Source organism: Lysobacter silvisoli, assembly GCF_003382365.1.
Lineage (GTDB): Bacteria > Pseudomonadota > Gammaproteobacteria > Xanthomonadales > Xanthomonadaceae > Lysobacter > Lysobacter silvisoli.
In genome coordinates, this window is record NZ_QTSU01000001.1 from 2,067,207 (window position 1) to 2,079,262 (window position 12,056).

The 12,056-nt window shown below is 68.9% G+C and carries 8 protein-coding genes; 3 read left to right on the forward strand and 5 right to left on the reverse strand.

The features are described 5' to 3' along the window. Positions 1-456: 456 nt before the first annotated feature. The 3 genes from DX914_RS09190 (at position 457) to ybeY (ending at position 2,268) form a co-directional block, all read left to right on the forward strand. Entirely contained in the window at positions 457-690 is a 234-nt protein-coding gene (locus tag DX914_RS09190; protein WP_115858680.1) for a hypothetical protein, read from the forward strand. Positions 691-788: 98 nt separating this feature from the next. Next, positions 789-1,775 carry a PhoH family protein gene (locus DX914_RS09195; protein ID WP_115858681.1) on the forward strand — a complete coding sequence of 329 codons (987 nt, stop codon included), beginning with the start codon at positions 789-791 and terminating at the stop codon, positions 1,773-1,775. A gap of 10 nt (positions 1,776-1,785) precedes the next feature. Then, the gene (gene ybeY / locus DX914_RS09200) at positions 1,786-2,268 is read left to right on the forward strand and encodes an rRNA maturation RNase YbeY (protein WP_115858682.1); all 483 of its coding nucleotides are present in this window, start codon (positions 1,786-1,788) and stop codon (positions 2,266-2,268) included. A 350-nt stretch (positions 2,269-2,618) separates the two neighbouring features. Here the strand turns inward: ybeY and DX914_RS09205 are convergent, their stop codons facing one another. The 5 genes from DX914_RS09205 to DX914_RS09225 form a co-directional block, all read right to left on the reverse strand. Further along, entirely contained in the window at positions 2,619-5,354 is a 2,736-nt protein-coding gene (locus tag DX914_RS09205; RefSeq protein WP_115858683.1) for a M16 family metallopeptidase, read from the reverse strand. A gap of 356 nt (positions 5,355-5,710) precedes the next feature. Further along, positions 5,711-6,199 carry a hypothetical protein gene (locus tag DX914_RS09210; protein ID WP_115858684.1) on the reverse strand — a complete coding sequence of 163 codons (489 nt, stop codon included), beginning with the start codon at positions 6,197-6,199 and terminating at the stop codon, positions 5,711-5,713. A gap of 204 nt (positions 6,200-6,403) precedes the next feature. Beyond that, positions 6,404-6,820 carry a type IV pilin protein gene (locus tag DX914_RS09215; RefSeq protein ID WP_115858685.1) on the reverse strand — a complete coding sequence of 139 codons (417 nt, stop codon included), beginning with the start codon at positions 6,818-6,820 and terminating at the stop codon, positions 6,404-6,406. Between the two features lie 8 nt (positions 6,821-6,828). Then, positions 6,829-11,538 carry a pilus assembly protein gene (locus DX914_RS09220; protein ID WP_115858686.1) on the reverse strand — a complete coding sequence of 1,570 codons (4,710 nt, stop codon included), beginning with the start codon at positions 11,536-11,538 and terminating at the stop codon, positions 6,829-6,831. A gap of 14 nt (positions 11,539-11,552) precedes the next feature. Further along, positions 11,553-12,053, reverse strand: a complete 501-nt coding sequence (locus tag DX914_RS09225) for a pilus assembly PilX family protein (RefSeq protein ID WP_115858687.1) — start codon at positions 12,051-12,053, stop codon at positions 11,553-11,555. Positions 12,054-12,056: the final 3 nt, after the last annotated feature.

Here is a 12,056-nt window from a genome sequence, read left to right on the forward strand (position 1 = left end):
CCCGTCATTCCGGCGAAGGCCGGAACCCATTGGGCAGGTGCTCACCGCCGCGAGCGCGTGGCGCGCATCGAAATAGGTACCGGCTTTCGCCGGAATGACGATGGGGTTGTATGCGCGCTAGCGAAACAGCCCGGGCGACGCGGTGGCTCGCGCTCCGGTGGGTCGCGACGAACTCGTCCGTTGCGTTTCGCCGCAATCAGGCGGCGCATGAAACGCCGCGATTCCAGCGCGCGCCAGGCCGTGTACTCACGCCGCCGTCCCGGCCCTTGGAGCAACGCCTGGATTCGCCGGACGCAGGACCGCCTGACGATGCCCGCCCTGCGGCGGTTAGCCGCACACGAAGCGCGCGGGCTACGCGCATCGGCAGCCGAATTCGCGCCATCGCCGCAAACGCGCGCAACCTGCAACGCAGTGGTCTAATCGCCGCAACACCCCAGCCGCCTCGCGCTATCCCCCATGCCCGCCCCGTCCGCCTCCCCTTCCCTGCTAGCGCGCGGCGCGCTGGGCTTCTGGTTCCTGGGGCTAGGCGCGCTGGGCCTGCTGCGCGGCGCGATGCGCGCGTTCCGCCATGGCGCGTTCGCGGCCGACGGCACGACCTGGATCTGGCTGATCGGCTCGGCCTTGCTCGCCGACTACGGCGCGTGGGCGGTGCTGCGCGCCTGGCGCAGCGGCCGCACGCGCGCGGACTGAACGGCGCACGCGCCGGGCTTTGCCAAACCGCGCGCGCAGGCGCAAGCTGACACACCCGCCGCGATGCTATGCCGCGGCCCATGGAAGACGCTCCCCCGATGTCCGCACGCACCACCTCCGAATTCGTCCTGGAACCGGCCGAAACCGAACGCCTGGCCAACCTCAGCGGCCCGTTCGACGGCCATCTGCGCCAAATCGAACTGCGCCTGGGCGTGGAAATCGCCAACCGCGGCAACGTGTTCCGCGTGGTCGGCCCGACCGCGGCCGTGAACAAGGCCGAAAGGCTGCTGCGCCAGCTGTGGAAGGACGCGGCCGAAGAAACGCTGGACGAAGGCGCGATCCACCTGGCCTTGGCCGAAGCGCAGGCCGACGGCCTGGTCAACGCCGACATCGAACCGCAGGAAGTGGCGATCCGGGTCAAGCGCGGCACCATCCGCGGGCGCGGCGCCAACCAGGCCAAGTACCTGCACGCCATCGCCACCCACGACATCAATTTCGGCATCGGCCCGGCCGGTACCGGCAAGACCTTCCTGGCCGTGGCCTCGGCGGTGGAAGCGCTGAACGAGTCGCGCGTGCAGCGCCTGATCCTGGTGCGCCCGGCGGTGGAAGCCGGCGAGAAGCTGGGTTTCCTGCCCGGCGACCTGACCCAGAAGGTCGACCCCTACCTGCGCCCGCTCTACGACGCCCTGTACGAAATGCTCGGCGTGGAGAAGGTGGTCAAGCTGCTGGAAAAGAACGTGATCGAGATCGCGCCGCTGGCCTACATGCGCGGACGCACGCTTAACGATGCCTATGTGATTCTGGACGAAGCGCAGAACACCACGATCGAGCAGATGAAGATGTTCCTGACCCGCATCGGCTACGGCAGCACCGCGGTGGTCACCGGCGACCTCACCCAGATCGACCTGCCGCGCCACGTGAAGTCGGGCCTAAAGGACGCGCTGGACGTGCTGCGCAACGTCGACGGCATCAGCTTCACCTTCTTCGAGGCGCGCGACGTGGTCCGCCATCCGCTGGTGGCGCGCATCGTCACCGCCTACGACGCGCGCGACGCCGAGACCGCGCAGACCGGCCCCAACGCCTGAGCCCGCGCCCATGACCCGAGGCCCCGTCCGCCTGGATGTCGCGATCAACTACGCGGTGCCGCGCACCGGCATCCCCGCCGCGGTGAGCTTCCGCAAATGGGTGGCCGCCGCGCTGGACAGCCGCATCCGCGAGGCCGACCTGGCGATCCGCGTCGTCGGCAGCAAGGAAGGCCGCGCGCTCAACCGCCATTACCGCGGCCGCGACTACGCCACCAACGTGCTCAGCTTCCCCGCCGAAATCCCCGAAGGCCTGCCCAAGGGCGTGAAGTTTCCGCTGCTGGGCGACCTGGTGATCTGCGCGCCGGTGGTGGCGCGCGAGGCGCGCGAACAGAAAAAGCCGCTGGTCGCGCATTACGCCCACCTCACCGTGCATGGCGCCCTGCACCTGCTGGGCTGGGACCACGAAGACGAACGCGAAGCCGAGTGCATGGAGCAGTTGGAACGCGAGATTCTGGCGGGGCTGGGGATCGCGGATCCGTATCTGGAAGACTGACTCATCGGGCCAGATGCCTGATCTCGGGAAGCGCGATGCCGATCAAACGGGAAGGGCGTTTCCTCCTAAGCCACGACTTGGCCCATACCAGCTGCCTGGGCATCGAATCTTCGATGCTCTCCGGGACTGCGTCGACGAGATCAATCGCCGAGGGCTACGTGGAGCCTTCGGCTCGCCCGCGTTCGGATTCCACGAGACCGGTCTCAACAGCCGCCTGCGGCCGCGTGTCGAACGACGCGGGGCGGCGGCTCGCGAGCCGCCTGCCCAAGCTCAAGTTCGCATACGTGCAAGGTCCGGTGACCGGCCTGGCCTAGCAGCGTCCGCGATGACGGTGTCGCCGCGACCTAGGTTCATTCCGCCTGCGCCCGCACCACCTCGCCGAAGTTCAGTTCGCGCACGCCGGCTTCGATCTTCTTCAGGTCGCCGACCACGATCCACACCAGCTCGTCGGGCTGGACGACCTTGCCGGCGCGCGCCAGCGCGTCCGGGTCCAACGCGCGCAGGCGCTGGGCGTAATCGTAGTAATACTCCGGCGCGCGGCCGGTGTTGGCGATGTCGCCGCCGGCGGCGATCAGCGAGTCCAGGGTCTCGAAACGCCCGGGCAGGCGCGCGACCTGGCTGCGCATGATGCTTTCGTACTCCTCGCCGGCCAGCGGACGCGCGCCGGCGACGCCGCGGATCTCCTTCAACACCTCGACCATCGACTCCTTGGTCTTGTCGGTCTGCACCGGCGCGATCACGGTGAACGCGCGCGGGCCGCGCGCGCCGGACAGGCCGCCGGAGGTGCCGTAGGACCAGTGCTTTTCCAGGCGCAGGTTGCGGTTGAGGCGCGAGGTGGCCATGCCGCCGAAGTTGCGCATCACCGTTTCCAGCGCCAGGTCCTGGTCGCTGGCACCGGTGGGCCCCAGGTGCGCGGCCAGGATCACCGACTGCGGCGCATCGGGCTTGTCGATCAGCACCACCTTGCCGCGGCCGGGCGACTGCGTTGCGCTCAGCGACTTCTGCGGCGCGGCGCCGCCCTGCCAGTTGCCGAAGCTGCGTTCCAATTCGGGCTTGAGCGCGTCCATGGTCACGTCGCCGGCGACGATCAGGGTCGCGTTGGACGGCACGAACCAGCGTGCGTGCCACGACTGCAGGGCTGAACGCGGCAGCGCGGCGACGGACGCCTCCTTGCCCAGGCTGCCGCCGGCATTGCCGTAGGCATGGCCGGGGCCGAACAGCAGCGGCGGCAGCGTGCGCGTGGCCGCGCCGGCGGGGCTGGCGCGCTGCTGCTCGATCGCGGCCAGCTGCTGCTTGCGCTGGATCTCGACCATGTCGGCCGGGAACGCGGGGTTGCGCGCCACGTCGGCCAGCAAGGCCAGCGACCCGCCCAGGTTCGGGCGCAGCGCGGTCAGGTAGACCAGCGACTGATCCAGGCTGTTGCCCACGCCCAGGGTCGCGCCCAAGGCGTCGCGCTCGTCGACCAAGCGGAAGGTGTCGCGGCTGGTGGTGCCCTTCAACAGCAAATCGAGGGCGAAGCGCGAGGTGCCGGGCGCATCGGCCGGATCGGCGCTGGCACCCGCATCCACCGCCAGCGCCACGTTGACCAGCGGTGCCGAGTGGCGCTCCAGCAACATGACCTTGAGGCCGTTGGACAGCGTGGTGCGCTGGACCTTGGGGAAATCGACCTGCGGCGGCGCGCCCAGTGCGGGCAGCTGGCTGCGGTCGAAACCGTCGCGACCGGCGCTGAGCTGCGGGAACGGCGCCACGGTCAGGGTCGCGTGGTGGCGGCCCAGCCATTCGCGCGCGGCCGACTGCACCTGGGCCGGGCTCAGGCCGGCCAGATCGTTCAGCCGCTTGAGGTAGGCCTCCGGATCGCCGAAATAGGTTTCGCTTTCGGCCAGCACGTCGGAACGGCCGCCGAAGCCGCCCAGGCGCTGGCTGTTGCGCGCGAAGTCGGCCAGGTAGCGGCTGCGCGCACGCTGCAATTCCGCCGCGGCCGGGCCCTGCGCGAGCAGCTTGGCCAGGGTGGCGTCCAGTTCGCGCTCGGCTTGGAGCGGATCGGCGCCGGGTTTGACGTCGACGGTGACCACGAAGGTGCTGGTCAGCTGCTTGTCCCAGACCGAAGCCGAGACGTCGGTGGCCAGTTGGGTATCGAACACCAGGCGCTTGCTCAGCGGCGCGCTCTCGCTGCCGGCCAGCACGCTGGCGAACAGCTCCATCGCGTGCACGTCGCGCTCGCCCATCGGCGGCAGGTGCCAGACCCGGTAGATGCGGTGCTGCGGCACGCGGTCCTGCACGGTGTCGCGCAGGTCCTGCTCCAGCGCCGGCACCCAGGTCTGGATGCGCGGCAGCGGCGGGCCGGGCGGAATCGCGGCGAAGTACTTGCTCGCCAGCGCGCGCGCCTGCTCTACCGTGATGTCGCCGGCCAGCGACAGCACCGCGTTGTTGGGGCCGTAATAGGTCGCGTACCACTGTTTGATGTCGTCGAGCTTGGCCGCCTGCAGGTCTTCCATGCTGCCGATGGTCGACCAGCTGTACGGATGCGAGTACGGATAGATCAGCTGCACCAGGCGGTCGAACACGCGGCCGTAAGGCTGGTTCTCGCCCTGGCGCTTCTCGTTCTGGACCACGCCGCGCTCGCGCTCGAGCATCTCCTGGTTGATGTTGCCGGCCAGGAAGCCCATGCGGTCGGCTTCCAGGTACAAGGTGCGCTCCAGGCCCGACACCGGCACGTCCTCGAAGAAGTTGGTGCGGTCGGTGTTGGTGGTGCCGTTGCGGTTGTTCGCGCCCAGGTCGTCCATCGCCTCGCGGAAGCCGTGCGGGTAGTTCTGGCTGCCGTTGAAGAAGAAGTGCTCGAACAGGTGGGCGAATCCGGTGCGGCCGCGGCGCTCGTCGCGCGAGCCCACGTGGTACCAGACGTTGACCGCCACCAGCGGCACGCTGTGGTCCTCGTGCACCAGCACGGTCAGGCCGTTGGGCAGCACGATCTTCTCGTGTTTGATGCGCAGGCTTTCCGGCGCGGGCACGGCCGGAGCGGGCGACGCGGCCCAGGCGGGCACGGACAGGATGGCCAGGGACAGCAGCAAGGGGGCGATTGCGCGCATGGTCGGTTCCGGTGCAGGCCGCGCAAGGGCGGCGCGAAGGGCGGCGGAGCGCCACGCCGGCGGCCGCGCGATGCGCGCGCGACCGTCGTGACTGTCCCCGAGGCCACCCTAGCAGCGGCGAACGGCGGCCGGCCTGGGCCAAAGGGCATGGCCCGCGCGGGCTGCGTGGCAGGCGGCGGCCGCCACCGTTCCCCGGACGCCAGCCGGCCCACCCTTGGAACCCGGCGTTCCGATGCCGCGCCGAACCACGCCGCTGTTGCGACGGCAACGGAAGCGGCGCGCGCCAGATTGCGCCGCAACGGCAACGACAGCAGCGATGGGCCCCTGCCCCGCTACCGCAAACAGGCGGCCAGCGCCTAAAGGCAGTCGACCAAGCCGTCGTACAAGCTGCGTCCGGTACCCGGCAGCACCGCGTAGAGCGGGCGCTCGCCGGCCAGGGCGCCGAGCAGCGCCTGCACATTGGTGCCGGGCGCCAGCGGCGAACGGCAACGCCAGTGCTGGAAACGCGCGGCGACCTTGCCGGTGGCCGGATCGACGCTCTCGTTGCTGGCGGCGAACAGCCACAGGCACTGGCCCAGCACCCCGCTGAAGCGATCCACCGAACAGCGGAAGCGCAGCGACTGGATGTTGGAGTAATCGCCCTCGCAGAAAGTATCGCCGCAAATCTCGTCGAAATTCTCGCGCAGGCCGTGCTGCAGGCCGTACCAGGCCTTTATCTCCGCTTCGCTGCTCAAATGGCTGGCCGCGTCGACGTACTCGGCGGCGGCAACGCTCGAGACCCACAGCAGTGCCGCGGCGCAAACCGCCGCCGCCAGCGACCGACGTCCGTTGTTGGAAATACGCATGAGTTCCTTCTCCCTGAAGCGGTGGCGCTCCGCGATCCGGAGCGGAACCAGATTGCGCGCCTGCGCCGGCCCCGTGCATCGGCGCGATGCCCGACGCCGTGTCGGGATTTTCCTAGCGGTATCCAAACGCCCTGTGCGCGACGTCGCGCGTACGCAACGACGAAGTCCGCTGGGCTTGTTCCTTGCATGCCCTAGAGAGGCCAATCACCAGCAATAGCCGGCGCCCGAACTGCCCGTCGCGCCCTTGACCCCCGCTTGGTTCAAAGACAAGGTCGCGCAAGCGGTATCGTCGGCTTGCGCGCCGGCCGGCGCGGCCTCCAGGACGAAGCTGTTGGCGGTTTCGCCGGACACGCGCAAGCTGTAGGCAGGGGTGCCGCTGCGCGGCGAACGCAAATCCGCCGCCGACAAGCTGGCGGTGAAGCCGACATAGCTATTGCCCTGGGTGTGGAAACGCTCGGCGCGCTGCGCCAGCTCCAGCAGGTCGGCCTTGGCCTGACCGCGCCGCGACTTGCGCACGCTGTCCAGGTAGGCCGGATAGGCGATGCCGACCAGGATGCCGACGATGGCCACCGCCACCATCAGCTCGATCAGGGTGAATCCGCGCGCGGCCCGTGTCCGCATCGATCCGCTCATCGCACCTGCCTCCAGGACTGCCGCCCGCAGGGCCGGTCCATATAGACCTGCCCCTCCAGCGTCAACTGGCAGCGGGGGATCTGATTCGGATCGGTCGGACCGGCGCCCGGCGTGCCCTGGCAAGCCGGATCGGTACTGCCGGTCGCGCATTCCCTCGGCTGCGGCGGCGGCTTGAGCAGATAGATGTCGGTGGAGCGGTCGGGCGCGCCGGTGTCGTCGGCACCGGAGTACGCGCCGCAGCCTCCACTGGGGCAGGCCGCGTCGCCACCTGGCTTGCGCAGGCCGTCGAATGCGCCGGCACCGGAATACATGTCCAGCCCGTAGCGCCAGTTACGCACGCCGGGCTTGCAGTCGTCGCCCTGCACTTCGAAGCTGGTGAAGAACACCTTGCCGCTTTGCAGCCGGGGCACGCCGATGAACCGCTCGCCGTTGCCGGTGGCGCCGACCTTCAAATCGAGGAACCAGCCGTCGTTGCCGCTGGACACCTGGCTCACGCTGCGGCTGCTGTTGCCGGCGGCGTCGGCGGTCTGCGCCTGCAGCGCTTGCTCGCCCAGGCTGGCGCGGCCGGCGATACGCGCAGTGCAGTCGGCAGCGGCACAGCGATCGTAGACCGCGTACAGGCTCTGCACCGGGGGATTGGCGGGGAGCGATTCGTCGCCGGAAGCGAAATAGCGTCCGGTACCGAAATACACGGCCACGCCGCCGCCGGGTCCGCTGGCGACGTCCAGCCCGCCGGTGATCGGCTGGGCATTGCCGTTGGCATCCTTCGCGCTGAACAGAGGCTGCCCCCCCAGCGCAATGTTCCAGGACGCGGCGTTGGCCGCCGACAGATCGAATTTCCACAGATTGCCCTGCAGGTCGCCGCCATACACGGTGTCGACCAGCCCGTCGCTGTTGTATCGCGCCAAGGCCACCAGATTGATCAAGCCGTTGCGCTGTGCGTAAGCGCTCGCGGCCGGCTTGAGGCGGGCCAGCACCTCGCCGGTGTTGGCGTCCACCGCGAACAGCACCGGCGCGCCGGCATAGGAATTGGCGCCGTTGCCGAACAACGCGATCCAGCGCGGTCCGGAGGGCCCGGACACCGGCACGATCAGCGGCCGGCCGAACACATGGCCCAGATCGTCCAACACCGCGTGGCTGCCGTCGGTGCCGCGCAACTCCCATAGCACCGAGGCATCGCCGAAGCGGTCCGGATCGGTTACATCCAGCGCCGAGACCGAGCGTCCGCCCGCTCCGGCGCCGGCTACCAGCAAGGTCCGCCAGTTGCCATCGGCGGCGGCGGGCACGTCCGCGCTGACGATCTCGCCGTCCATCGTGTACGCGTGCCGGTAGTTGGGGTTGGCCAGTTGCCCCATGCGTTCGCGCGCCGTCGAGGGAATGTAGGCGAAGCGCTCGCCGCCGCCGGCCGCGGTGGCGTCGAAGGCGTGCAGCATGCCGTCGTTGGCGCCCGCATATGCCGTGGTTTTGTTGGCGTTCTTGCCCTGAAGAAAGGCCTTGTAGCTCTTGCCCAGTGCGGACTTCCAGGCCGGCGACGCCGCACCGTCCCAGGCGCCGTAGCCGTAGTCGTCGCCCGCGGACACGATCTCGACCGAGGAATTGACGATGTCGCCCAGCAGCGCGCTGCGCACGCGGAACGGCGCCGCATTGAGCCCGCCGCGCAGATAGTCGACCAGATTGGCGTCGCTCTGTCCCTTCAGCCAGAGCTCGTCGAGCAGGCCCAAGCCCAGGCGCGCGCGCGCGGTGGACGCGGGCGCATAGCCGGCCAGATTGGAGGCGGTGAACTCGCGTGCCGCCACCATCGTGTGCACGCTGCCGTTGCCGCCCAATACCGTGGATGCCATGGTGGTGCGGATATTGCGACTGCCGGCCGAGCGCCCGGCCAGGCGAGTGGCGGCGCTCCAGCGCTGCGGACCGCGGGTGCCGTCGGCATTGAGCTCGTAGGCGGCGAGATCGCCGGTCCAGTCGGCGGAATTGTCCGGCACCCGGAACGAGGATTGCAGGGTGAACGAGGAGCCCGTCGCCAGGCGCGCGCCGGACGAGCTGCCGCCGCTGGTAGGCGCGCTGCCCAGCGCCTTGCCGATCAGCGCGCGCAACTGCGACTTGAGCTTGGCCGGATTGCGCGCCATCAGGTAGTTGTCGGGCTGGCCATCGCCGTCGGTGTCCCAGTCCGGGCGGCCGTCGCCGTTGGCGTCGGCGGCGCCGTACTTGGCCGCATACCACAATGGGCTGGGCAGCGAACCGCTGGCCGCGCCGGTCACGGCGAAACGCTCGACGCTGGGCTGGCGCCAGGCGTTGTTCACCGGACCGGTCATGCGGTAGTTGGTCCCGTTCGGCGTGGCGTTGGTCAGGAGATTGAAGCCTGCGCCGGCCGCGCAGCCGTTGCAGGGCGGTGCGCTGCCGGCGTTCGGCGGCGGTGGGCGATATACCGCACGATAGGTGCCGTCGCGGTTGCCGCCGAACACACCGAAGCCGACGTAGAGCGGATCGCCGCTGGAGACACCGATCAGCTCCGTGCGCACGAGCACTTCGTTGGCTCCCACGATGGGCCGGTTATTGGACCCGCTACAAGCTGCCGATGCGCTGCCCCAACAGATGTCGGCGCCATCGAAAGCGGCATTGGTGTCGGCGTTGCAGGCCGCTCCGACGCAATAGGTCAGCATGTAGACGAAGTCGCGGTCGTTGGATTCGCCCTCGGGCGCGCCATCCCAGCTGAACATGAAGCTACCCGCGCTGCCGTCCGCGGCCACGTCGCGCCCATAGGTCACGCCATTGGCTGCGGGCTGCGCTCCGGCCAGCGTATCGCCGAGCTGGCAAGTTTTCTCATAAGAGGCGTCGGGATAGGCCACGCAGTATGGCGTCAGGCTCAAGGTACCGCCGCCGGCTTTGATCTCGATCTTGGGCAGCGAGTCGGCCAACGCGACGGCATAGGTGGTCACGTCGACTTTGACCGTCGCGGGCTTGCCCGGCAGGCCCGGCCGCAAATCGGTGGAGCTGGCGGCCTTGGCCAGGCCTCCGATCAGATAGCTGCCTTCGCGGTTGGGCGTGTCGTCGCAGATGCCGCGCACGTAGGACAGATTGTTGATCAGGGTCGAGCTGCAGACGAAGCGGTGCGAGTAAGCCAGGTTGCCGGTCATGCTGGCATCGTTCGGCGCCTGGGCGCCGAAACCGACGAAGTAGCGTTTGCCGTTGATGCCCTCATCCGAGCCCAGGGCATCGGTGGCCGCGGCCGCGGCCTGCAGGCCAGGCACCGCCGGCACGGCATTGCCGTCGTAGGTATTGGTGCCGCTGGACAAAATCATCACGCTGCAATCGGCGCAATACGGGTTGCCACCGCCGTACTGGCTGGCCGGAGCGGCAGCGCCGTATGGATCGCGCCAGGCCGGCCGTGGACCGCCGCTGATGTCGTTACCGGGATTGGCGACGAAGGCAGCTGTGGCCGTTGTCTGTCCCGCTAGATAGCGCAGCGCCTCGGCGTACATCTCGCCGATGGGATTGCCCCAGGGCGTGCAAGCGTAGCCGCTGCCGGGATCGGTGATGGTACTTGAGCCGATGTCGGTGCGGTTCGTCGCCCCCCAGCCGCCGCAGTCGCCGGCCCAACTGGTACCGTTCCACGCGGTGTTGCTGCCGTTCCAGGCAACGAGGCGGAAGCGGTTCAAGGTGTTGACGATGCCCTCGTTGCCCGCGGCTTGATTGCAGAAGGTACCGTCCGACAGCCGCACCTCGTCGCCCACGGCGCAGGCGGCGGGATTGCTGCCATTGCCGGCAAAGCGGCCGATGTTCTTGCGCAGCACGCCGCCGGCGCGCGGCGCGCTGTAGCTGCCCGACACCAGACCGAAACGCAGGCGTCCGGACTCGCCGAATTCCTGCAGCAGGCCCACAGGCTTGAAGCTGGTGCCGTAACGCTGGCAGAAGCTCTCGCGCGAAGCATCGCTGGCCAGGGCCGGATCGCACACGCGCACGCGCACGGTGAAGTCGGTGATCGTCGTCGGGCGGTCGCCGTTGCCTTCCGACACGCCGCTGGCCCCGGTCTGGGCGATGCATTGGGTGAACTCGGTGACGCCCCAACTGGGGAAGCGCCCTTGCGCCACGCGCATCAAAGGCGCACTGGCGGCATCGAGGCTGACGTTGCAGAACGTCATCGACTTGCCGGAGGCGGCAATGCCCACGTATTGCTGCAGGTCGTCGCCGGTGTAGATCTTGGACCAGGCGTGCATGTCGCTGGGGATGTGGGCGCGCTCCAGCACGGTATCCGTGGCGGTGTCGGTGGTGCGCATGCCGCCGTACAGCACGTAACGCAGCACGTCCAGGCGGCTCATCGTGATCCAGTTGAGGAAATTTCCGCTCCAGGCGCTGCCGCCGCACTTGTGATCGGTATTGCGCTCGGGCTTGGCCTTGAATACGCCGGAGGCATAGACGTAACAAAGGAAGGGGTCGAAGTAGCCTTCGTAATCGATGCGGTTGTTGTAGGTATTGTCGACCACGCCATCGCCGCTGATGTCGGTGTAGTCGGTGTAGGCCTTGTCGAACAACTGTTCGTCGCGCGAGGCCACCAGCATCATCAGCGGCGGTGCGTTGCCGCCCAGATATAGGGGCTGGTCGGCGAGCGTATAGTCGCCGACCGCCGCGGCGCCGGGCTGGCTACGGTCCAGCAAGACCACGCCCAGCAGCAAGACGGCGGCGACGCGGCACAGGGTCCAAGGGCTCATGCGGGCAGCGTCCGTCAGGGAATGTAGATGGTGTCGACGACCGCGATCGAGGCCGGATCGGCATCGCGATCGCCGGCCAGGGCGGTGACGCGGTAAGCGTCATCGGTGGTGTCGTTCTTGCGCCCGCCCGCCTTGAGGCTGCTGGGCATGCCGCCGGGACAGCCATCGATGCGCTGGGTGCGCACCGCACGCGCGTCGCGGTTGCTGGCCGGGTCCGACCACCGCGTGGGATCGAAGCGGCTGCAGGTTTCGTCGTCGGCCACGTAGCGCGCGCTGGCACTGAACAGGCCGGACTGCACCTCCGACTCGCGCTGCCGCGCCAGGGCTTCGGCGTTCTGGAAGGCGACGTTGACCCGGTTGTAGTTCGCCGACATGCGCTCCTGCAGGCCGGTGACCTGCATGCCGACGATGCCCAACAAGGCCAGCAGGATCAGCATGATCATGGCCACGTAGAGCACGGCGCCGCGCTGCTGGGCGCGGCTGGGAGGACGGCGGCGGACGGCGGCGGCTCGCATGTT

Coding starts and splice junctions, on each gene's coding strand:
- DX914_RS09190 (WP_115858680.1), top strand. CDS start 457: ATGCCCGCCCCGTCCGCCTCCCCTTCCCTGCTAGCGCGCGGCGCGCTG.
- DX914_RS09195 (WP_115858681.1), top strand. CDS start 789: ATGTCCGCACGCACCACCTCCGAATTCGTCCTGGAACCGGCCGAAACC.
- ybeY (WP_115858682.1), top strand. CDS start 1,786: ATGACCCGAGGCCCCGTCCGCCTGGATGTCGCGATCAACTACGCGGTG.
- DX914_RS09205 (WP_115858683.1), bottom strand. CDS start 5,354: ATGCGCGCAATCGCCCCCTTGCTGCTGTCCCTGGCCATCCTGTCCGTG.
- DX914_RS09210 (WP_115858684.1), bottom strand. CDS start 6,199: ATGCGTATTTCCAACAACGGACGTCGGTCGCTGGCGGCGGCGGTTTGC.
- DX914_RS09215 (WP_115858685.1), bottom strand. CDS start 6,820: ATGCGGACACGGGCCGCGCGCGGATTCACCCTGATCGAGCTGATGGTG.
- DX914_RS09220 (WP_115858686.1), bottom strand. CDS start 11,538: ATGAGCCCTTGGACCCTGTGCCGCGTCGCCGCCGTCTTGCTGCTGGGC.
- DX914_RS09225 (WP_115858687.1), bottom strand. CDS start 12,053: ATGCGAGCCGCCGCCGTCCGCCGCCGTCCTCCCAGCCGCGCCCAGCAG.